General features: G+C 62.6%; 19 protein-coding genes and 3 tRNA genes. 17 read left to right on the forward strand and 5 right to left on the reverse strand.

Going from position 1 to position 21,829, the window contains the following annotated elements; translation table 11 throughout:
• Window positions 1–149: 149 nt before the first annotated feature.
• The 4 genes from B3M58_RS13455 to minC form a co-directional block, all read right to left on the reverse strand.
• Window positions 150–785 carry an RluA family pseudouridine synthase gene (locus B3M58_RS13455; protein WP_296219806.1) on the reverse strand — a complete coding sequence of 212 codons (636 nt, stop codon included), beginning with the start codon at window positions 783–785 and terminating at the stop codon, window positions 150–152.
• 175 nt (window positions 786–960) lie between these two features.
• The gene (gene minE, locus B3M58_RS13460; RefSeq protein ID WP_025165363.1) at window positions 961–1,215 is read right to left on the reverse strand and encodes a cell division topological specificity factor MinE; all 255 of its coding nucleotides are present in this window, start codon (window positions 1,213–1,215) and stop codon (window positions 961–963) included.
• Window positions 1,215–2,027 (reverse strand): septum site-determining protein MinD, encoded by an 813-nt coding sequence (gene minD, locus B3M58_RS13465; protein ID WP_296219808.1) that lies wholly within the window; start codon window positions 2,025–2,027, stop codon window positions 1,215–1,217. The genes minE and minD overlap by 1 nt, the downstream gene beginning before the upstream one ends.
• A 99-nt stretch (window positions 2,028–2,126) precedes the next feature.
• On the reverse strand, window positions 2,127–2,867 hold the full coding sequence (gene minC, locus B3M58_RS13470) for a septum site-determining protein MinC (protein WP_296219810.1): 741 nt from the start codon (window positions 2,865–2,867) through the stop codon (window positions 2,127–2,129).
• A gap of 155 nt (window positions 2,868–3,022) precedes the next feature.
• Between minC and B3M58_RS13475 the strand changes: the two genes are divergently transcribed.
• The 16 genes from B3M58_RS13475 (at window position 3,023) to B3M58_RS13550 (ending at window position 19,417) form a co-directional block, all read left to right on the forward strand.
• Window positions 3,023–3,952: a lipid A biosynthesis lauroyl acyltransferase gene (locus tag B3M58_RS13475; protein WP_296219811.1), complete on the forward strand. Its 930-nt coding sequence runs from the start codon at window positions 3,023–3,025 to the stop codon at window positions 3,950–3,952.
• 44 nt (window positions 3,953–3,996) lie between these two features.
• Window positions 3,997–5,199: a patatin-like phospholipase family protein gene (locus B3M58_RS13480; protein WP_296219812.1), complete on the forward strand. Its 1,203-nt coding sequence runs from the start codon at window positions 3,997–3,999 to the stop codon at window positions 5,197–5,199.
• A 341-nt stretch (window positions 5,200–5,540) separates the two neighbouring features.
• Window positions 5,541–6,761, forward strand: coding sequence for an aspartate aminotransferase family protein (locus tag B3M58_RS13485; protein WP_296219814.1), 1,221 nt, complete (start codon window positions 5,541–5,543; stop codon window positions 6,759–6,761).
• 135 nt (window positions 6,762–6,896) lie between these two features.
• The gene (gene aruF, locus B3M58_RS13490; protein ID WP_296219815.1) at window positions 6,897–7,913 is read left to right on the forward strand and encodes an arginine/ornithine succinyltransferase subunit alpha; all 1,017 of its coding nucleotides are present in this window, start codon (window positions 6,897–6,899) and stop codon (window positions 7,911–7,913) included.
• 9 nt (window positions 7,914–7,922) lie between these two features.
• Entirely contained in the window at window positions 7,923–8,942 is a 1,020-nt protein-coding gene (astA, locus tag B3M58_RS13495) for an arginine N-succinyltransferase (protein ID WP_296219816.1), read from the forward strand.
• Window positions 8,943–9,014: 72 nt separating this feature from the next.
• A complete protein-coding gene (gene astD, locus B3M58_RS13500) occupies window positions 9,015–10,478 on the forward strand; it encodes a succinylglutamate-semialdehyde dehydrogenase (RefSeq protein WP_296219817.1) in 1,464 nt (487 codons plus the stop codon).
• Entirely contained in the window at window positions 10,478–11,824 is a 1,347-nt protein-coding gene (gene astB, locus B3M58_RS13505) for an N-succinylarginine dihydrolase (RefSeq protein ID WP_296219819.1), read from the forward strand. Before astD ends, astB begins: the two co-directional genes overlap by 1 nt.
• Window positions 11,825–11,905: 81 nt before the next feature.
• Window positions 11,906–12,193, forward strand: coding sequence for a topoisomerase II (locus B3M58_RS13510; protein ID WP_296219821.1), 288 nt, complete (start codon window positions 11,906–11,908; stop codon window positions 12,191–12,193).
• 10 nt (window positions 12,194–12,203) lie between these two features.
• Window positions 12,204–13,214 (forward strand): succinylglutamate desuccinylase, encoded by a 1,011-nt coding sequence (gene astE, locus B3M58_RS13515; protein WP_296219823.1) that lies wholly within the window; start codon window positions 12,204–12,206, stop codon window positions 13,212–13,214.
• Between the two features lie 180 nt (window positions 13,215–13,394).
• Window positions 13,395–14,396 carry a low-specificity L-threonine aldolase gene (ltaE, locus tag B3M58_RS13520; protein WP_296219825.1) on the forward strand — a complete coding sequence of 334 codons (1,002 nt, stop codon included), beginning with the start codon at window positions 13,395–13,397 and terminating at the stop codon, window positions 14,394–14,396.
• Between the two features lie 185 nt (window positions 14,397–14,581).
• Complete coding sequence (alaS, locus tag B3M58_RS13525) at window positions 14,582–17,206, forward strand: alanine--tRNA ligase (RefSeq protein WP_296219826.1); 2,625 nt, start codon at window positions 14,582–14,584, stop codon at window positions 17,204–17,206.
• Between the two features lie 112 nt (window positions 17,207–17,318).
• The gene (locus tag B3M58_RS13530) at window positions 17,319–18,557 is read left to right on the forward strand and encodes an aspartate kinase (RefSeq protein WP_296219827.1); all 1,239 of its coding nucleotides are present in this window, start codon (window positions 17,319–17,321) and stop codon (window positions 18,555–18,557) included.
• A 185-nt stretch (window positions 18,558–18,742) separates the two neighbouring features.
• Window positions 18,743–18,928, forward strand: coding sequence for a carbon storage regulator CsrA (gene csrA, locus B3M58_RS13535; RefSeq protein ID WP_025165378.1), 186 nt, complete (start codon window positions 18,743–18,745; stop codon window positions 18,926–18,928).
• 62 nt (window positions 18,929–18,990) lie between these two features.
• Window positions 18,991–19,081, forward strand: a tRNA-Ser gene (locus B3M58_RS13540).
• A gap of 109 nt (window positions 19,082–19,190) precedes the next feature.
• A tRNA-Arg gene (locus B3M58_RS13545) sits at window positions 19,191–19,267 on the forward strand.
• A gap of 73 nt (window positions 19,268–19,340) precedes the next feature.
• A tRNA-Arg gene (locus B3M58_RS13550) sits at window positions 19,341–19,417 on the forward strand.
• Between the two features lie 57 nt (window positions 19,418–19,474).
• Here the strand turns inward: B3M58_RS13550 and B3M58_RS13555 are convergent.
• Window positions 19,475–19,966 carry a DUF4124 domain-containing protein gene (locus B3M58_RS13555; protein ID WP_296219828.1) on the reverse strand — a complete coding sequence of 164 codons (492 nt, stop codon included), beginning with the start codon at window positions 19,964–19,966 and terminating at the stop codon, window positions 19,475–19,477.
• 324 nt (window positions 19,967–20,290) lie between these two features.
• Between B3M58_RS13555 and mgtE the strand changes: the two genes are divergently transcribed.
• Window positions 20,291–21,733, forward strand: coding sequence for a magnesium transporter (mgtE, locus tag B3M58_RS13560; RefSeq protein ID WP_296219830.1), 1,443 nt, complete (start codon window positions 20,291–20,293; stop codon window positions 21,731–21,733).
• Window positions 21,734–21,829 lie beyond the last annotated feature (96 nt).

Genomic DNA, 21,829 nt, shown 5'->3' on the forward strand with positions numbered 1-21,829 from the left:
TGACGGCGGAGCGTTCAACCTCATTCAAGGCTAAAACCCTGCCGCAGTGGTGTGGTGTCTGCTTGGCGGACAAGGCTTCGCCATGTCCACCCTACGGGGCGCGGTGTTGGGTCGGGCGGGCATGCCGCAGGCTGGTCCGTCGAGGTGTTTTAGAACGGCGCCGGGCACTCGAAGCGCAGGCGTTCGCCGCTTTGTGGGTGGGTCAGGCCGAGCATGCAGGCATGCAGGCACAGGCGTGGGTAGGCCGCCAGGGCTTGCTCATGGGCATACAGGCCGTCGCCGAGCAGCGGGTGACCGATCGACAGCATGTGCACGCGCAGTTGATGTGAGCGACCGGTGATTGGCGTCAGTTCGACGCGGCAGTGATCGCCGCTGCGTTCGAGGACGCGCCAGTGGGTCAGGGCATGTTTGCCGTGTTCATGGTCGACCACGTGGCGTGGCTTGGTGGGCGGGTCGTAGCGCAGCGGTAGGTCGATGCTGCCGCTGTCTTGCTCGGGTTGCCCCCAGCACAGCGCGGTGTAGGCCTTCTCGGTCTCGCGGTCATGGAACTGCCGCGACAGCTCGCGGTGGCTGTCGGCGTCGCGCGCCAGGACGATGATCCCCGAGGTTTCCCAATCCAGGCGGTGGACGATGCGCGCTTCCGGGTAGCCGTTTTCCTGCAGGCGGGTCACCAGGCAATCGCGGTTGTCCTCGGCGCGGCCGGGTACCGAGAGCAGCAGGGTGGGCTTGTTGATCACCAGCAGGGCGGCGTCCTGGTGGAGGATTTCTACTTGGCTGAGGGGCATGGGCTTCTTGAGTGCGCGTCGGTCTGCTGGTGTAGGAGCGGGCTTGCCCGCGATGGCTTTGTGGCGAGTTAAAAGCTTCGCGGACAAGTCCGCTCCTACAGGTTCTGTGTAGTGCTGAAATGAAATGGCGGCCCTTGGGCCGCCATTTTATTCAGGTTTCGCCTGCGGATACGGATTAACGGTCCGGCAGGGTGATGTTGAGTTCCAGAATGGAACAGCTGCCCTGGTTTTCCAGCGCGACCTGGACTTGGTCCGAGTCGATATTCACGTACTTGCGAATCACCTCGACCAGCTCTTGTTGCAGGGCCGGCAGGTAGTCCGGCTGGCTGCGCTGGCCGCGCTCGTGGGCGACGATGATCTGCAGACGCTCTTTCGCAATGGACGCCGTGGTTTCCTTTTTGCGTTCACGAAAGAAGTCGAAAATATTCATTAGCGCGCTCCAAACAGGCGTTGCATGAGTCCTTTCTTCTGCACGTCGAGGAAGCGGTGGGCGACTTCCTTGCCTAGCAGGCGGTCGACGGCATCGCTGTACGCTTGGCCGGCGTCGCTCTGGTCGTCGAGGATCACCGGCACGCCCTGGTTCGAGGCTTTGAGTACCGCTTGCGATTCCGGGATCACGCCGAGCAGGCGAATAGCAAGGATTTCCTCGACGTCGTCCACGCCGAGCATTTCGCCCTTGGTCACGCGCTCCGGGTTGTAACGGGTCAGCAGCAGGTGTTCCTTGATCGGCTCGTCGCCTTTCTCGGCGCGTCGCGATTTGCTGGCGAGCAGGCCGAGCATGCGGTCGGAGTCGCGTACCGAGGAGACTTCCGGGTTGGTCACGACAATCGCCTCATCGGCGAAGTACATGGCCAGGTGCGCGCCTTTCTCGATACCGGCCGGCGAGTCGCAGACCACGTATTCGAAGCTTTCGCGCAGCTCGTTGATGATTTTCTCGACGCCGTCCTGGGTCAGCGCGTCTTTGTCGCGGGTCTGGCTGGCGGCCAGCACGTAGAGGTTTTCCAGGCGCTTGTCTTTGATCAGCGCTTGCGACAGGGTCGCTTCGCCGTTGACCACGTTGACGAAGTCGTACACCACGCGGCGTTCGCAGCCCATGATCAGGTCGAGGTTGCGTAGACCGACGTCGAAATCGACGATGACAGTTTTGTGCCCGCGCAGGGCGAGGCCGGTACCGATGGCGGCGCTGGTGGTGGTTTTACCGACGCCACCTTTGCCGGACGTGACTACGAGGATCTTGGCCAAGGTGATTCACCCCAAATATGAAGATAAAGCGGGAATCCGTAGCCGCAAGAGGCTTCCAGATGCCCTTTTTGTGTCCCTGAAAATTGGCCGCAGTATCCGTTAAAGGCGGGTGATGTTCAACACGTCACCCGACAGGCTGACATGCACTGCTTCGCCCCATAGCGGGTCGCGGCGCAGGTCTTCGGCGACCTTGTATTGGCCGGCGATGGAGAGCAGTTCGGCGCCCAGTTGCTGGCAGAAAATCCGTGCTTTGCCGTTGCCCTTGATGCCGGCTAGAGCTCTGCCGCGCATCGGTGCGTAAACATGGATATTGCCATCGGCGAGAAGTTCCGCGCCGGCGCTGACCGGTGCCAGGACGATCAGGTCGCCGCCCTGGGCATACACCTGCTGGCCGCCGCGCACTGGTGAGGTGATTACTTTGCTCGGGCGGACCTCAGGTTCGGCGGGCTTCTCCGGCTTTTTCGGCGCCGCGTTGCCGCCGGTCGGATCGATTGGGCGTTCGCGGGCGCCCGACGGCGGCAGCACCGGCAGGTCGAGGGCATTGGCTGCCTGGATGTCGTCTTCGCGGTTGGCGCGTACCGCCAGGGTGCGCAGGCCATGGCGACGGCACACGGCCATCAGGGCGGCGAGGTCGAGCGCGCCTTCGCCTTCCGGCAGCTTGTCCAGGGCCAGCACCAGCGGGGTGTTGCTGAAGAAGTTCGGCGCCTGGGCGACTTTCTCGGCCAGTTGCTGGTCGAGGCGGTCGAGGTCGTTGTGCGCCAGTTCCATCACGGTGATGGCCAGCATGCTGCCTTTGAGCTGGAACACGGGGTCTTGGTCGAGGAGATCAGCTTGGCTCATGGTCTGCCTGATGCGGCCGGTAACTAAAGTAGCCCGGACTTATAGCGAGAACGTCGCGCGCTCGCAAGTTGACTGCCGGTGAAAGCGTCGGTCGGGCAAGCCGGCGACCAACTACTGATAGAATGCCGCGCTTTATGATCTGCCTGGACCTGTTTATGGATCGTCCTGTCTTTCGCGCCGCCTTCCTGCATCCGCGTTACTGGCTGTTATGGCTGGGCTTGGGCCTGTTGTGGCTGGTCGTTCAGTTGCCTTACCGGGTGCTGCTGTTGCTGGGGCGTGGCCTGGGAGCGCTGATGTACCGCCTGGCCGGTGCCCGGCGCAAGATAGCCGCGCGCAACCTGCAGCTGTGTTTCCCGCAGATGTCGGCTGCCGAGCGCAAGGCCCTGCTCAAGGAAAACTTCGCCTCCACCGGCATCACCTTCTTCGAGATGGCCGGCGCCTGGTGGTGGCCGACTGAGCGTCTGCGTCGCCTGGGCAGCATCGGGGGTCTGGAACACCTGCGCAAGGCGGAGGCCGAGGGTCAGGGCGTGATCCTCATGGCCTTGCACTTCACCACCCTGGAAATGGGCGGTGGTCTGCTCGGTGTGGCTCAGGACATGTACGGCATGTATCGCCCGCACAAGAATCCGCTGTTCGACTTTATCCAGCGCCGTGGCCGCGAGCAGCGCCTGCTCGGGGTGATCGGTCGCGACGATGTGCGCGGCATGCTCAAGCTGTTGCGCGCCGGCGGGGTGGTCTGGTATGCGCCCGACCAGGATTATGGCGCACAGCGCAGCGTGTTCGTGCCCCTGTTCGGCGTGCCCGCGGCAACTGTTACCGCCACCAGCAAGTTCGCCCGCCTGGGCCGTGCCCAGGTGATTCCCTTTACCCAGCAGCGCTTGCCCAATGCCCAAGGCTATCGTCTGACTATTCACCCTCCACTGGCCGACTTCCCCGGCGACAGCGAGGAGGCCGATTGCCTGCGGGTCAACCAATGGATCGAGCAGGCCGTCGGTGCCTGCCCGGAACAGTACCTGTGGGCGCATCGGCGTTTCAAAACGCGGCCGCCAGGTGAGGCGAAACTCTACAAGAAGCGCCTGAGCTAGGCATTGCGCCTCTCTATACTCGGTAAAACCTTCGGACTTGGCCTATGACGCAAATCACCCCCGCAAAGCAACCAGTGACCGGGCTGATTCTCTCGGGTGGCGGCGCGCGGGCGGCGTATCAGGTGGGGGTACTGGCGGCGATTGCCGACTTGCTGCCGGATGCTGCGCAGAACCCCTTTCCGGTGATCGTCGGCACCTCGGCCGGGGCGATCAATGCCGTCGGCCTGGCCTGTGGAGCGCTGCATTTCAGCGAGGCGATCCGCCGGCTGACCAATGTCTGGCAGGGTTTCCACACCCATCAGGTGTACCGCAGCGATTGGCCCGGCGTGCTGCGCCAGGCCAGTCGCTTTATCGGCCACAGTCTGCTTGGTTTGGGCGGTCAGGTGCCGGTGGCGCTACTCGACAGTTCGCCGTTGGCGGAGCTGTTGAAGCGCGAGCTGGATTTTTCCGGGATCGCCGCCGCAGTGCGACATCGCCAGTTACGCGCCGTGGCAGTGACGGCATTCGGTTATGAGTCCGGCCAGGCGGTGACCTTCTACCAAGGCCGCGCGACCATCGATCCGTGGTTTCGCCATCGCCGCGTCGGCGTACCGACCCGTTTGTCGCTGGAGCACTTGCTGGCCAGCGCCTCGATCCCCTTGATCTTTCCGCCGGTGAAGATCAGCCGTGAATACTTCGGCGACGGCGCCGTGCGGCAATCCGCGCCAATCAGCCCGGCCCTGCACCTCGGTGCGACGCGCGTGCTGGTGGTCGGCGTCAGTGGCAACCCGCAGGGCGAGCAGGCCAACACCGAGGTTACTCGCTTGCAGAATGCCAAGCCGCCGAGCCTGGCGCAGATAAGTGGGCACATGCTCAACAGCACCTTTATCGACAGTCTGGAAGGCGATATCGAGATGCTCGAGCGCCTCAATCATCTGGGTCGGCTGATTCCGCCGGAGCGTCGGCCGCGTGGCCTGGGTTTGAAGCCTGTCGAGGTGTTGGTGATCTCGCCGAGCCAGCCGCTGGATGTGATTGCCGCCCGCCATCGCCACGAATTGCCCGCCGCGCTGCGCATGTTCCTACGTGGGCCGGGTGCGACCAAGGCCAGCGGCGCGGGCGTGCTCAGCTATTTATTGTTCGAGCCCGGCTATTGCAACGAGTTGATCGAGTTGGGCTATCAGGATGCGATGGCGCAGAAAGTCGCGTTGAGCGATTTCCTTAGTCTGGCTCGTCCGTCGGTTGCGCAGGCGACTCCAGAGCCGGCGTAGGGTGACCATGGCGAAGCCTTGTCCACTCTTGGCGGGTTACAGAGCAGGCAAGTCGCGCGGCGGCATGGTCGCCCTACGCTCGCCTTACGACGCTGAGAAAAGCGCAAGAACTTGCCAGTCAGCTTGTGGGGGAATTGCGCAAGCTGTGCACCTCTGTGGCGAACAGCGTTTAAACTGCGCCTTCCCGACGCTTTCTGTCGCATTTGCGAAAGCGCCGGTTTTCCTCGGGTTGGCGCTATAAGAAGTTGTCGCATAGCGGCAATGCCAGCCCCGGATCAATCCCTACAATCCTTTTCATCGCCTGCCGCCCCCAGCAGGTGTTCCTCGTCAGGAGAGTTCCGATGTCTGTTCAGCACGACCCGGTGCAGCGCGCCGATTTCGACCAGGTGATGGTGCCCAACTATGCCCCCGCTGCTTTTATTCCGGTGCGCGGTGCGGGCTCGCGAGTCTGGGACCAAAGCGGTCGCGAGCTGATCGACTTTGCCGGTGGTATTGCCGTCAACGTGCTGGGCCACGCGCATCCGGCGCTGGTCCAGGCACTCACCGAGCAGGCCAATACCCTGTGGCATGTCTCCAATGTGTTCACCAACGAGCCGGCCCTGCGCCTGGCCAAGAAACTGGTCGACGCGACCTTTGCCGACCGCGTGTTCTTTTGCAACTCCGGCGCCGAAGCCAACGAGGCCGCCTTCAAGCTGGCCCGTCGCGTGGCGTTCGATAAGTTCGGCGAAGACAAGTACGAAATCATCGCGGCGACCAACAGCTTCCACGGTCGTACCCTGTTCACCGTCAGCGTCGGTGGTCAGCCGAAGTATTCCGACGGTTTCGGCCCGAAGATCCAGGGCATCAGCCACATTCCTTATAACGATATCGAGGCGCTGAAGGCCGCAGTGTCGGACAAGACCTGCGCCGTGGTGCTGGAGCCGATTCAGGGCGAGGGCGGCGTACTGCCGGCCGACCTGGCTTACCTGCAAGCGGCCCGCGAGCTGTGCAACCAGCACAACGCGCTGCTGGTGTTCGACGAAGTACAGAGTGGCATGGGCCGCAGCGGTTCGTTGTTCGCCTACCAGCACTACGGCGTGACCCCAGACATCCTCTCCAGTGCCAAGAGCCTGGGCGGTGGTTTCCCGATCGGCGCCATGCTCACCACCACTGAACTGGCCAAACACCTGGCCGTCGGCACCCATGGCACCACCTACGGCGGCAATCCGCTGGCCTGTGCGGTGGGCGAGGCGGTGATCGACACCATCAACACCCCTGAAGTGCTGGCCGGCGTGAAAGCCAAGCACCAGCGCTTCAGGACCAAGCTGGAGCAGATCGGCGAGCAGTACGGCGTGTTCAGCCAAGTACGCGGCCTCGGTCTGTTGATCGGCGCGGTGCTCTCTGACGCCTGGAAGGGTAAGGCCAAGGTGATTCTCGATGCCGCGGCGGTCGAGGGCGTGATGGTCCTGCAAGCCAACCCGGACGTGGTGCGTTTCGCCCCGAGCCTGGTGGTGGAAGACGCCGACATCGACGAAGGTTTGGCGCGTTTCGAGCGTGCCGTGGCCAAGCTGAGCCAGGCCTGAGTCGCAACCCGGCGCATGGATGCGCCGCGTTCCATCCACGGATGACCGTTTCTGTGTGCGCCGCGACCAGCGTCGCGGTTTCTCTGGGCAACTCTGCGCGAGTGGCTCGGAGCTTTTCTTGAAAGGAGTGACACCATGCTGGTGATGCGCCCCGCGCAAATGGCCGACCTCACTGAAGTGCAGCGTCTCGCCGCGGACAGCCCGGTTGGTGTGACTTCACTGCCCGACGATGCCGATCGCCTGCGCGATAAGATCGCCGCATCAGAGGCTTCGTTCGCCGCAGAAGTCAGCTTTAACGGCGAAGAAAGCTACTTCTTCGTCCTCGAAGACAGTGCCAGCGGACGTCTGGTCGGGTGTTCCGGCATCGTCGCTTCGGCCGGTTACTCCGAGCCGTTCTACAGCTTTCGTAACGAAACCTTTGTGCACAACTCCCGCGAGCTGAAGATCCATAACAAGATCCACGTGCTCTCGTTGTGCCACGACCTCACCGGCAACAGTCTGTTGACCAGCTTCTACGTCGAGCGGCCGCTGGTGGGCAGTGCCTGGTCCGAGCTCAACTCGCGTGCGCGCTTGCTGTTCGTCGCCAACCACCCGGAGCGTTTCGCCGATGCGGTGGTGGTGGAGATCGTCGGCCACAGCGACGAGGCCGGCGATTCGCCGTTCTGGGACGCGGTGGGGCGCAACTTCTTCGACATGAACTACGCCGAGGCCGAGCGCCTGTGCGGGTTGAAGAGCCGCACCTTCCTCGCCGAGCTGATGCCGCATTACCCGATCTACGTGCCGCTGCTGCCGGATGCCGCGCAGGAAGCCATGGGCCAGGTGCACCCGCGGGCGCAGATCACCTTCGACATCCTCATGCGTGAGGGCTTCGAGACCGACCACTACATCGACATCTTCGATGGCGGGCCAACCCTGCATGCGCGCACCTCGGGCATTCGCTCCATCGCTCAAAGCCGCGTGGTGCCGGTGAAGATCGGCGAGCCCGGTAAAGGTGGGCGCCCGTACCTGGTGAGCAATGGCCAGTTGCAGGATTTCCGCGCCATCGTCGCGGAGCTCGATTGGGTGCCCGGCAAGCCCGTCACCCTCAGTCTTGCAGCCGCCGAAGCCCTCGGCGTCGGCGAAGGCGTCAGCGTCCGTCTGGTCGCGGTTTAAGGAGTCGTTATGATTGTTCGTCCTGTACGCAGCGCCGATCTTCCGGCCCTGTTCGAGCTGGCGCGCAGCACCGGCGCCGGCCTGACCACCCTGCCGGCCAACGAGGAGCGCCTGGCGCACCGGGTCGGTTGGGCGGAAAAAACCTTCCGTGGCGAAGCCGAGCGTGGCGATGCCGATTATTTGTTCGTGCTGGAAAACGACGACGGCCAGGTGGTCGGCATCTCCGCCGTGGCCGGCGCTGTCGGCCTGCGCGAGCCCTGGTACAACTACCGCGTGGGGTTGACCGTCAGCGCTTCGCAGGAGCTGAATATCCATCGCCAGGTGCCGACGCTGTTCCTGGCCAACGACCTGACCGGCAACTCCGAGCTGTGCTCGCTGTTCCTGCGTGCCGACCAGCGCAGCGGCCTCAACGGCCGGCTGCTGTCGAAGGCGCGCTTTCTGTTTATCGCCGAATTTCGCGAGCTGTTCGGCGACAAGGTGATCGCCGAGATGCGCGGCATGTCCGATGCCAGCGGCCGCTCGCCGTTCTGGGAAAGCCTCGGTCGGCACTTCTTCAAGATGGAATTCAGCCAGGCGGATTACCTGACGGGCGTCGGCAACAAGGCCTTTATCGCCGAATTGATGCCCAAGTTCCCGCTGTACACCTGCTTTCTCTCCGAAGACGCGCGCAACATCATCGGCCGCGTGCACCCAGACACCGAGCCGGCGCTGGCCATGCTCAAGGCCGAAGGTTTCAGCTACCAGGGCTATGTCGACATCTTCGACGCCGGCCCGGCCATCGAGGCGGAAACCGCGAAGATCCGCGCGGTGCGCGATAGCCAGACGCTGGTGCTGGCCATCGGTACGCCGGGCGACGACGCCACACCGTTCCTCATGCACAACCGCAAGCGCGAAGACTGCCGCATCACTGCCGCGCCGGCCCGCCTGGCCGCCGGCACCCTGGTGGTCGATCCGCTGACCGCCAGGCGCTTGCAGCTGTCGGCTGGCGATCAGGTGCGCGCGGTGCCGCTGTCGGCCCGCGGCGGCTGACCGCACGCTTAGAACGATTAGCCCAACCAGCGCCATGCGGGTTGGTGAATTTGCTGGGAGTGATAGAACAACATGAGCACTCATTACATCGCCGGTAGCTGGCACCTCGGCCAGGGCGAGGCCCTGGAATCACTCAATCCGGTTACCCAGGAGCGCATCTGGAGTGGCCAGGGCGCGGCTGCCGTTCAGGTCGAGGCGGCCGTGCAAGCGGCTCGCGCAGCATTCCCGGCCTGGGCTTCGCGCTCGCTGGATGAGCGTATCGCCGTGCTGGAGCAGTTCGCGGCCACGCTCAAGGCGCATGGCGACGAGCTGGCGCGCTGTATCGGCGAGGAAACCGGCAAGCCGCTGTGGGAGTCGGCCACCGAAGTGACCAGCATGGTCAACAAGGTCGCCATCTCGGTGCAAAGCTATCGTGAGCGCACGGGCGAGAAGAGCGGCCCGCTGGCGGACGCGACGGCGGTGCTGCGGCATAAGCCGCACGGCGTGGTGGCGGTGTTCGGCCCGTACAACTTCCCCGGCCACCTGCCCAACGGCCATATCGTGCCGGCGCTGTTGGCCGGCAACGCGGTGGTGTTCAAGCCCAGCGAGCTGACCCCGAAAGTCGCCGAGCTGACCGTCAAGTGCTGGATCGAAGCCGGCCTGCCAGCCGGCGTGCTCAATCTGCTGCAGGGTGCGCGTGATACTGGTGTCGCTTTGGCGGCGCATGACGGCATCGACGGGCTGTTCTTTACCGGTTCGAGTCGCACCGGCAACCTGCTGCACAGCCAGTTCGCCGGGCGCCCGGAGAAAATCCTCGCCCTGGAAATGGGCGGCAACAACCCGCTGATCGTCGAGCAGGTCGCCGACCTCGATGCGGCGGTGTACACCATTATCCAGTCGGCCTTTATCTCCGCCGGTCAGCGCTGCACCTGTGCCCGCCGCCTGCTGGTGCCGCAGGGCGCCTGGGGCGATGCGCTGCTGACGCGGCTGGTCAATGTGGCGGCCAGCATCAAGGTCGGCGCCTTCGATGCCACGCCAGCGCCGTTCATGGGCTCGGTGATTTCCCTGGCGGCTGCCGAGCACCTGATCAAGGCGCAGGAGCGGATGATCGACAAGGGCGCCAAGCCATTGCTGGAAATGACCCAGCCGCTGCAAGGCTCGGCTTTGCTGACCCCCGGCATCATCGATGTGACGGCAGTGGATAAGCGCCCGGATGAAGAGTTCTTCGGCCCGCTGCTGCAAGTGATTCGCTACAGCGACTTCGCCGCCGCCATTGCCGAAGCCAATGCCACCCAGTTTGGCCTGGCCGCCGGCCTGTTGTCGGATTCCAAGGCGCGCTACGAGCAGTTCTGGCTGGAGAGCCGCGCTGGCATCGTCAACTGGAACAAGCAGCTCACCGGTGCCGCCAGCAGCGCGCCATTCGGCGGCATCGGCGCCTCCGGCAATCACCGCGCCAGCGCCTACTACGCGGCCGATTACTGCGCCTACCCAGTGGCCTCGCTGGAGAGTGAAACCCTGAGCCTGCCCGCCACCCTGACCCCGGGAGTAAGCCTGTGATGTCCGCCTATGAAATGAACTTCGACGGCTTGGTCGGCCCGACCCACAACTACGGTGGTCTGTCCTACGGCAACGTCGCCTCGCAGAGCAACAGCCAGGCCGCGTCCAACCCGAAAGAGGCGGCCAAGCAGGGCCTGGCGAAGATGAAGGCGCTGATGGACATGGGCTTCCAGCAGGGCGTGCTAGCCCCGCAGGAGCGCCCGGACGTCGCCGTGCTGCGCAGCCTGGGCTTTACCGGGACTGACGCGCAGGTGATCCAAAAAGCCGCGAAAGATGCCATGCCGCTGCTGGTCGCCAGTTGTTCGGCATCGAGCATGTGGACGGCCAACGCCTGCACCGTCAGCCCGAGCGCCGACACGGCGGATGGCCGCGTGCATTTCACCGCCGCCAACCTCAACTGCAAATTCCACCGCTCGATCGAGCACCCGACCACCAGCCGCATACTTGGGGCGATGTTCGCCAATCAGCAGCACTTCGCCCACCACGCCGCGCTGCCTGCGGTGGCGCAGTTCGGCGACGAAGGTGCAGCCAACCACACGCGCTTCTGCAAAGGCTATGGCGACGCGGGCGTGGAGTTTTTCGTCTTCGGTCGTAGCGCCTTCGACAGCCGCTTCCCGGCACCGCAGCGCTATCCGGCGCGGCAAACCCTGGAGGCCTCGCAGGCGGTGGTGCGCCTGCATGGCCTGAGCGAGGCGGGCGTGGTCTACGCGCAGCAGAATCCGTCGGTGATCGATCAGGGCGTGTTCCACAACGATGTGATCGCGGTGGGCAACGGCGAGGTGCTGTTCTATCACCAGGACGCTTTCCTCGACACCGACAAAGTGCTCGCCGAGCTGAGCGACAAACTCGCCCACCGTGGCGGCAACTTCAAGGCGGTGTGCGTGCCGCGCGAGGCGGTGACGGTGGAGGACGCGGTCAGGTCCTACCTGTTCAACAGCCAGTTGCTCAGCCGCGCCGACGGCAGCATGTTGCTGATCGTGCCGGAGGAGTGCCGCAACAACGCCAATGTGTGGGCTTACTTGCAGCGCTTGACCGTCGAGGGCGGACCGATTCGCGAGGTGCAGGTCTTCGACCTCAAGCAAAGCATGCAGAACGGCGGCGGCCCGGCGTGCCTGCGGCTGCGCGTGGCGCTCAACGATACCGAGTTGGCCGCGGTCAATCCGGGCGTGATCATGACCCCCAGCCTGTACGACACGCTCAACGTCTGGGTCGACAAACATTACCGCGATCGCTTGAGCGAAAACGACCTGGCCGATCCACACTTACTGCTCGAATGCCGTGCGGCATTGGATGAACTGACGCAGATCCTTAAACTGGGCGCGGTTTATCCCTTCCAACTTAGCTGAGTAGGGTGGTTCGCGCTTTATCGATCCGCCGGTGGATGTAAAACGCGACATCCACCCTACGTCCAACACTGTGGAGATTTTATGAACGATGCCCTGCAACTGATCCTCGAAGACACTGACGGCACCCAGCTGGAAACCTCCTGTACGCGGTTTGCCGTGCTCTGGCAGGGCAAGGAAGTCTGGATTCAGCAAGATGGCCGTGGTCAGTTGATCATCGGCGTCGATGTCGAAGAGGGTGACGCCGAGTACGCCAACCTGCTGCTGCGTCCGCTGGCGACCAACCTGGTCAGCCTGCAGTTGGAAATGGAGCCGGCCGAGCTTGGCGATGACGACGAGCATGTGCACGGCCCTGACTGCCACCACGATTGAGGTAACCCCTATGCTTGCCCTTGGCAAACTGCTCGAACTGACCCTGGCCGGCCATGAACCGGCAGCGAAGATCCAGCTGACGCCCGAGGGCACGCGGTTGCGCTGGCTGGCCGAGGGCGCACTGGAAGTGACGCCGCCAGTGGCCGTCGACAATGGCCTGGATCTGCTGCTGTCGGCGGGCGTCCATGGCAATGAAACCGCGCCCATCGAATTGCTTGATCGCTTGTTGCGCGGTATCGCCCGGAGCGAGCTGAAACCGCGTGCGCGGATACTGTTCCTGTTGGGCAACCCACCGGCGATCCGCCGGGGTGAGCGCTACATCGAACAGGACATCAATCGCCTGTTCAACGGTCGCCACGAGCAGCACAGCGGCGCCGAGGCGATGCGCGCCTGTGAACTCGAGCACTTGGCTGCGGCGTTCTTCAGCAAGCCCGAGCGCACGCGCCTGCATTACGACCTGCACACGGCCATCCGCGCGTCGAAGATCGAACAGTTCGCCCTGTATCCCTGGCATGAGGGGCGTGTGCACTCCAGGCGCGAGTTGGCCCGCCTGAACGCTGCCGGCATCGATGCGGTGCTGCTACAGAGCAAGGGCTCGATCACCTTCAGCTCCTACACCTACGCCCAGCTCGGGGCTGAGGCCTTTACCCTGGAGTTGGGTAAGGCGCGCGCGTTTGGCGAGAACCAGCAGGTCAATCTCGATCTGCTTGAGGCGCGCCTGCACGGCATCATCGAAGGGCGCGAGCCGGAGCAGGATGGCGCTGGCCTGGATGGCTTGCAGTTGTTCGCCGTGGCGCGGGAAATCATCAAGCACAGCGATGCCTTCCGCTTGCATCTGCCGAGCGATATCGAGAACTTCAGCGAACTGCCGGTCGGCTACCTGTTGGCGGAAGACGTCGCGGGCACGCGCTGGGTGGTGGAAGAGCAGGGCGCACGGATCATCTTCCCCAACCCCAAGGTGAAAAACGGCCTGCGCGCCGGCATCCTGATCGTCCCCAGCGACGGCGCTTATCTGGCCTGACGAACACTTTGCATTTAGCCGTGACATGCCGGATTTGACGGCTATCTTGGCGCGGCTAAAGGTCTTTGCGCAGGTGGCTTCCCACGTTTATCTGTGCGCCCCAGATCGCCCTTGTCTGTACCTTGTTCGTCGCTGTCGGGCGCCTTAGCATCGGGGTTTCGTCACCATCAGGAAGCGTCCATGAGCATCATCGACCTGCGCAGCGACACCGTCACCCAGCCCACGCCCGGCATGCGCGAGGCGATGTGGGCGGCCGAATTGGGCGATGACGTGTATGGCGAAGACCCGACGGTCAATCGCCTGGAGACCTACCTGGCCGAGCGCCTGGGCTTTGCCGCGGCGTTGTTCGTGCCGACCGGCACCATGAGCAACCTGCTGGCGTTGATGGCGCACTGCGAGCGCGGCGACGAGTACATCGTCGGCCAGCAGGCGCATACCTATAAATACGAAGGCGGCGGTGCGGCGGTACTCGGCTCGATTCAGCCGCAACCCATCGACGGCGAAGCCGATGGCTCGCTGGACCTGACCAGGGTCGAGGCGGCGATCAAGCCGGATGATTTCCACTTTGCCCGCACCCGCCTGTTGGCCCTGGAAAACACCATGCAGGGCAAGGTGCTGCCGCTCGACTACCTGGCCGCGGCCCGCGAGCTGACCACGCGGCGTGGTCTGGCGCTGCACTTGGACGGCGCGCGGCTGTTCAACGCGGCGGTCAAGCTGGGTGTGGACGCCCGACAGATCACCCAGCACTTCGACTCGGTCTCGGTGTGCCTATCCAAGGGCCTCGGTGCCCCCATCGGCTCGGTGCTGTGCGGCAGCGCCGCGCTGATCGCCAAGGCGCGCCGTCTGCGCAAGATGCTCGGCGGCGGCATGCGCCAGGCCGGCGGGCTGGCGGCCGCCGGGTTATACGCGCTGGAGCGACAGGTCGAGCGCCTGGCCGACGATCACCGCCATGCCGAGTTGCTCGCCGATGGCCTGCGTGAATTGGGGTTCGCCATTGAGCCGGTGCAGAGCAACATGGTCTATGCCCAGGTGGGCGAGCAGGCCGCGGCGTTGAAAGCCTTCTGCGCCGAGCGTGGTATCAAGCTCACCGCCGCGCCGCGTCTGCGCATGGTGACCCACCTGGACGTCAGTGGCGCTGCTATTGGCCGCGTCATCGAGGCTTTCGCCGCCTTCCGGCGCTAGGGCGTACAGGGCGAAGGCTTGTCCGCTTTGCGGCTTGCCTTGATGCTGGACCAGGCTTCGGCCTGTCCAGCCTACGTTGATAGTTGCTATCTATCGATAAAGGCACTAGCCGCAGGCGTTCGGCCCGATATAATGCGGCCCTTTGCCGGCTTTTGCCGTGGCCGCCTGTTTCCGTGGAAGACCCTATGAAAAGCGCAGAAATCCGTGAAGCCTTCTTGAGCTTCTTCGAAGAGAAAGGACACACCCGTGTCGCTTCCAGCTCCCTGATTCCGGGCAATGACCCGACGCTGCTGTTCACCAACGCCGGGATGAACCAGTTCAAGGACTGCTTCCTCGGCCTGGAAAAGCGCGCCTACACCCGCGCCACCACTAGCCAGAAGTGTGTGCGCGCCGGCGGCAAGCACAACGACCTGGAAAACGTCGGCTACACCGCGCGTCACCACACCTTCTTCGAGATGCTCGGCAACTTCAGCTTCGGCGACTATTTCAAGCGCGATGCGATCCACTACGCCTGGGAGTTTCTCACCGGCGACCAGTGGCTGAACCTGCCCAAGGAAAAACTCTGGGTCACGGTCTACGCCAGTGACGACGAAGCCTACGACATCTGGAACAAGGACATCGGCGTGCCGAGCGAGCGGATGATCCGCATCGGCGACAACAAGGGCGCGCCGTATGCTTCGGATAACTTCTGGGCCATGGGCGACACCGGCCCGTGCGGTCCGTGCACCGAAATATTCTTCGACCACGGCGAGCACATCTGGGGCGGTCCGCCCGGTTCGCCTGAAGAAGACGGCGACCGCTACATTGAAATCTGGAACAACGTGTTTATGCAGTTCAACCGCACGGCTGACGGCGTGATGCACCCGCTGCCGGCGCCGAGCGTGGACACCGGCATGGGTCTTGAACGTATCAGCGCGGTGCTGCAACACGTCAACTCGAACTATGAGATCGACCTGTTCCAAAGCCTGTTGAACGCGGCGGCCAAGGCCATCGGTTGCGCCAACGAAGGCCAGGCGTCGCTGAAGGTGGTGGCCGACCATATTCGTTCCTGCGGCTTCCTGATTGCCGATGGCGTGACGCCGTCCAACGAAGGCCGTGGCTACGTGCTGCGTCGCATCATCCGCCGCGCCTGCCGCCATGGTAACAAGCTGGGCGCCAAAGGCAGCTTCTTCTACCAGATCGTCGCCGCGCTGGTGGCCGAGATGGGCGAAGCCTTCCCGGAATTGAAACAGCAGCAGGCGCATATCGAGCGCGTGCTGAAGACCGAAGAAGAGCAGTTCGCCAAGACCCTGGAGCAGGGCCTGAAAATCCTCGAACAGGATCTGGCCGAGCTCAAGGGCAGCGTGATTCCGGGCGAAGTGATCTTCAAGCTGTACGACACCTTCGGCTTCCCGATGGACCTTACCGGCGACATCGCCCGTGAGCGCGAGCTGACTCTCGACGAGGCTGGCTTCGAACGTGAGATGGAAGCTCAGCGTGTACGTGCGCGCTCGGCCAGCTCTTTCGGCATGGACTACAACGCCCTGGTCAAGGTCGACAGCGACACCGAATTCCTCGGCTACCAAGGTACCAGTGGCAGCGGCAAACTGATCGCCCTGTTCAAGGACGGCCAGGCTGTTGACAGCTTGAGCGAAGGCGAGGAGGGCGTGGTGGTTCTCGATCAGACACCGTTCTATGCCGAATCCGGTGGCCAGGTCGGTGACTGCGGCTTTCTTGAAGGCGCCGGCGTGCGCTTCGATGTGCGCGACACCACCAAGGCCGGTGGCGCCTTCCTGCACCATGGCGTGGTCGCCAAGGGCAGCTTGAGCGTTGGTGCTTCGGTCAAGGCCGAGGTGGATGCCTCGGTGCGCCAGGCCACAGCCCTCAACCATTCCGCTACCCACTTGCTGCATGCCGCGCTGCGTCAGGTGTTGGGCGAGCACGTGCAGCAGAAGGGGTCGTTGGTCGACAGCCAGCGCCTGCGTTTCGACTTCAGCCACTTCGAGGCGATCAAGCCCGAGCAACTGAAGGCGCTGGAAGACATCGTCAACCGCGAAGTGCGCAAGAACTCCGAAGTCGAGACCGAAGAAACCGATATCGAAACCGCCAAGGCCAAGGGTGCGATGGCGCTGTTCGGCGAGAAGTACGGCGACAACGTGCGCGTGTTGAGCATGGGCGGCGATTTCTCGGTCGAGCTGTGCGGCGGTACTCACGTTTCGCGTACCGGCGACATCGGTCTGCTCAAAATCACCAGCGAAGGCGGGGTGGCGGCCGGCGTGCGGCGTATCGAGGCGGTCACCGGTGCTGCGGCGCTGGCCTACCTGAACGGTGCGGAAGAACAGCTGAAAGAAGCCGCGGCGCTGGTCAAGGGCAGCCGCGACAACCTGCTGGACAAGCTGGCTGGCGTGCTGGAGCGCAATCGTCAGCTGGAGAAAGAGCTGGAGCAGCTCAAGGCCAAGGCCGCTAGCGCGGCAGGCAACGACCTGGCGGGTTCGGCTGTCGAGGTCAAAGGCATCAAGGTGTTGGCCGCGCGTCTCGACGGCCTCGACGGCAAGGCGCTGTTGGCCATGGTCGATCAGTTGAAGAACAAGCTCGGCACGGCACTGATTCTGCTCGGCGGTGTGCAGGACGACAAGGTCGTGCTGGTGGCCGGCGTAACTCAGGACTTGACCGCCAAGCTCAAGGCCGGCGACCTGATGAAACAGGCCGCCGCGGCGGTGGGCGGCAAGGGCGGTGGTCGTCCGGACATGGCCCAGGGCGGCGGCGTCGACGCCAGCAAATTGGACGAGGCCTTGGCCTTGGCCCATGCATTTGCCGAGCAGGGTCTGTAACGGCGGGCATGCCCGCGTTGCGTCCAAGGTCCGGCACACGCCCGGCGGGCCTTGGCAGTCTGTCGAGTTGTATGTTTAATGGGCGCCCTTCACGGGCTGAGGCGGCTTTGAAATGGCTTTGATCGTACAGAAATTCGGAGGCACCTCCGTCGGCACCGTTGAGCGCATTCAGCAGGTAGCCGAGAAGGTGAAGAAGTTCCGCGAGAACGGCGATGACATCGTCGTCGTGGTGTCCGCCATGAGCGGCGAAACCAACCGCCTGATCGATCTGGCCAAACAGGTCAGTGGCGATCAGCCGGTACCGCGTGAACTCGATGTGATGGTATCCACGGGCGAGCAGGTGACCATTGCCCTGCTGGCCATGGCGCTTATCAAGCGCGGCGTACCGGCGGTGTCCTACACTGGCAATCAGGTGCGCATCCTGACCGACAGCGCGCACAACAAGGCGCGTATCCTGCAAATTGACGATCAAAAGCTGCGCGCCGACCTCAAGGCCGGTCGTGTGGTGGTGGTCGCCGGTTTCCAGGGCGTCGACGAACACGGCAATATCACCACCCTTGGTCGTGGCGGCTCCGATACCACGGGCGTGGCCCTGGCCGCGGCGCTGAAAGCTGACGAGTGCCAAATCTATACCGACGTCGATGGTGTCTACACCACTGATCCGCGTGTGGTGCCGCAGGCTCAGCGCCTGGAGAAGATCACCTTCGAGGAGATGCTGGAAATGGCCAGCCTCGGCTCCAAGGTGTTGCAGATCCGCTCGGTGGAGTTCGCCGGCAAATACAATGTCCCGCTGCGCGTGTTGCACAGCTTCCAAGAGGGCCCGGGCACCCTCATTACCCTTGATGAAGAGGAATCCATGGAACAGCCGATCATCTCCGGCATCGCTTTCAACCGCGACGAAGCCAAGCTGACTATCCGTGGCGTGCCGGACATCCCGGGCGTGGCCTTCAAGATTCTTGGCCCGATCAGTGCCGCTAACATCGAAGTGGACATGATCGTGCAGAACGTAGCGCACGATAACACCACCGATTTCACCTTCACCGTGCACCGCAACGACTTCACCGCTGCGCAGCAGGTGCTGGAAAACACCGCGCGTGAGTTGGGTGCTCGCGAAGTGATCGGCGACACCAAGATCGCCAAGGTGTCGATCGTTGGCGTCGGCATGCGTTCCCATGCTGGCGTTGCCAGTCGCATGTTTGAGGCGCTGGCCAAGGAAAATATCAATATCCAGATGATCTCGACCTCGGAAATCAAAGTGTCCGTGGTGATTGAAGAGAAATATCTGGAGTTGGCGGTGCGCGCCCTGCACACTGCTTTTGAACTGGATGCCCCGGCCCGACAGGGCGATTGAGGCATCATCCAAAAGGCGCGGTTTATCCCGCGCCTTTTGTCTTTTTTGGCGGGTGTGGTCGGAACTTTCTTTCTGCCCACACTGGTCAATACTTGGGTGGAGGCTCCGCTTAAGATGTGTGGAGCTGCCATCATTTTCTTTTTTGCAGACTGTTGTCCTGAACTGAAATCCGTAAGGAGAAAGGAATGCTGATTCTGACTCGCCGGGTCGGAGAGACCCTGATGGTGGGTGACGAAGTCACTGTCACCGTGTTGGGCGTGAAAGGTAACCAGGTGCGCATTGGCGTTAACGCGCCGAAGGAGGTTGCGGTGCACCGTGAGGAGATTTACCAGCGTATTCAGAAAGAGAAAGGCGAAGAACCAAGCCACTAATTTTTATCGAAATTTTGGCTTTGCAAACGGGGAAAACATGGTTATCATGCGCCCCGTGTTGCGGAGAGGTGGCCGAGTGGCCGAAGGCGCTCCCCTGCTAAGGGAGTACACCTCAAAAGGGTGTCGGGGGTTCGAATCCCCCCTTCTCCGCCATATTTTGTGTTGTAAGGTTCGATACCTGCGTTAGAGCGATAAGTTATTGAAACTGCTCGATTTAATGCTTGATTATCAGATTTGACTCCTTATAATGCGCACGCTTGTTGCACTCATAGCTCAGCTGGATAGAGTACTCGGCTACGAACCGAGCGGTCGGAGGTTCGAATCCTCCTGAGTGCACCATATTTGAAATGGCTTGCAGCAATGCAGGCCATTTTGTTTCAGCCAGTGGTGATCTGGTTTAAAAGCGCCGAATGCACTCATAGCTCAGCTGGATAGAGTACTCGGCTACGAACCGAGCGGTCGGAGGTTCGAATCCTCCTGAGTGCACCATTAAAGAAGGGCCTGCAGCGATGCAGGCCCTTTTTCTTTGTCTGGCGGTTTTGTCTGCTAGCGTTTGCCTTTGACGCAGCCGTCTTCGTCGAAGCTCACATTGCGGCTGTTACCTTGCCGGTCGCGGTAGTGGTAACGCGTTTGGCCATTCTGGCTGCTGGTGCGCTGCGGCGTACCCAGCGTGCTTTCCACGTCTGCCTGGGTCATGCCGCTGCGCACCTGTTGTTTGATGATGGCGTCACGGCGTTCGCGGCCAGTGATGCGATTGCCGCAACCATCCTGCCGTTCGCCGACTACCACCAGTGCGCTGCTGTTTTCCGCGGCTTTGCCGCGTGCCGGTTTGCCGGTTTTCGCCAAAGGCACAGGTTTGCCGCTGCCGGGTGTTGGGTTGTAGGCGTCTTGCAGGTATTGATCCTGCTCGGTGGGGCAGCCTTGCTGGGTGAACGTGATGTGGCCGTTGGCGTCTTCGCAGCGAAATACGCTCGAGGCCAGTAGCGGGGTGGGGCAGAGCAGAATGGCGCAGACAGCTGCGCAGTGCAGTCCATGCATCGAAACGTCCTCCATGACGGTCGCCCAGCAAGCTTAGTCGATGAGTTTTTATCTGCCAGTGGTGCCCTGCACTGCGCCTTCGGCGTCGTATGTGCATATTTATAAGCCGTGCTCAAGTTTGTGGTGCAAGCGCTTGTTCTTGCCTAGTTTTTGTCACGTGCAAAGCGAGCGCGCGGTGTTATCATCTGCCGCGTCAGCCCCGCCGGGGCTTGTGGAATACCACCATGGACTTACCCAGTAGTTACTTTGAATCCCGATTGTGCAATCGCGTATTGACTGATTGACCCTCTGTGGCGCGCGCCGTCGCTGGGGGTGGAGCGCGCCATGACTGAAGTAGAAGCTAAAAAACCGCAAGAAAGCCTGCAGGACCGCCTCGCTCAGGTGGTTGAATTGCTGCATCGGCACCGCCTGGTCGAAGACCTGACGCATCGTCAGGAAGGCCAGCATCATGACCGGGTGGAAAACCTGGTGCATCGGCAGAATCTCGCCGAGCTGCAACGCAAGCTCGATGACCTGCACTCTGCCGACGTCGCCCACATCCTCGAAGCGTTGCCGCTGAATGACCGTTTGACGGTTTGGCAGTTGGTCAAGGCCGAGCGCGACGGCGACATCCTTCTCGAAGTATCCGACGCAGTCCGCGAAACGCTGATCGCCGACATGGACGACCACGAGATTCTCGCGGCGGCCAAGGACATGGATGCCGACGAGTTGGCGGACTTGGCGCCTGAGTTGCCGCGCGATGTCGTGCATGAGTTGATGGAAACCCTCGATGCGCAGCAGCGCGAGCGGGTACGTTCGGCCTTGTCTTATGAAGAGGACCAGGTCGGCGCGCTGATGGACTTCGAGATGGTCACCATCCGTGAAGATGTCAGCTTGGAAGTGGTGTTGCGTTATCTGCGCCGGCTCAAGGAGCTGCCAGGGCATACCGACAAACTGTTCGTGGTCGACTACGACGGCGTGCTCAAGGGCGTGTTGCCGGTCAAGCGTTTGCTGGTCAACGATCCGGAAAAGCTGGTCAGTGAGGTAATGGCCACCGATCCGGTGAGTTTCCACCCGGACGAAGACGGTTATGACGCGGCGCAGGCATTTGAGCGTTACGACCTGATTTCCTCGCCGGTGGTGGACAAAAACGGCAAGTTGATCGGCCGCCTGACCATCGATGAAATGGTCGACCTGATCCGTGAGGAAAGCGAAAGCGAAGTGCTCAACATGGCGGGTCTGCGCGAGGAAGAAGATATCTTCGCCTCGGTGTGGAAATCGCTGCGTAACCGCTGGGCCTGGCTGGCGATCAACCTGATCACTGCGTTTCTGGCTTCACGGGTGATCGGCTTGTTCGAGGGGTCGATCGAGAAACTGGTGGCGCTGGCCGCCTTGATGCCGATTGTGGCCGGGATTGGCGGCAATTCGGGCAACCAGACCATCACCATGATCGTCCGTGCCATGGCGCTGGATCAGGTCAGTACCGGTAACACGGCGCGCTTGATCCGTAAGGAGCTCGGTGTCGCCTTGGTCAATGGTGTGGTGTGGGGAGGGGTGATCGGTGTGGTTGCCTACCTGCTCTACGACAGCTGGTCGCTGGGTCTGGTGATGACGGCGGCAATGACCCTGAACCTACTGCTTGCCGCGCTGATGGGCGTGCTCATTCCGATGACTCTGGTGCGTATGGGGCGCGACCCGGCGATGGGCGCCAGCGTGATGATCACCGCGGTGACCGACAGCGGTGGTTTCTTTATCTTCTTGGGAATGGCGTCGTTGTTCCTGCTTTAGCCCTTGGTTATTGCGCGTCATGGGCTGTGGTGGCTCGTGGCGCGATGCTCTGCGAACAACTCTGGTGTGGCGATCTGAAGGTTTGCTTCAAACGCT

The sequence above is a fragment of the Pseudomonas sp. UBA2684 genome (assembly GCA_002354655.1).
GTDB lineage: Bacteria > Pseudomonadota > Gammaproteobacteria > Pseudomonadales > Pseudomonadaceae > Aquipseudomonas.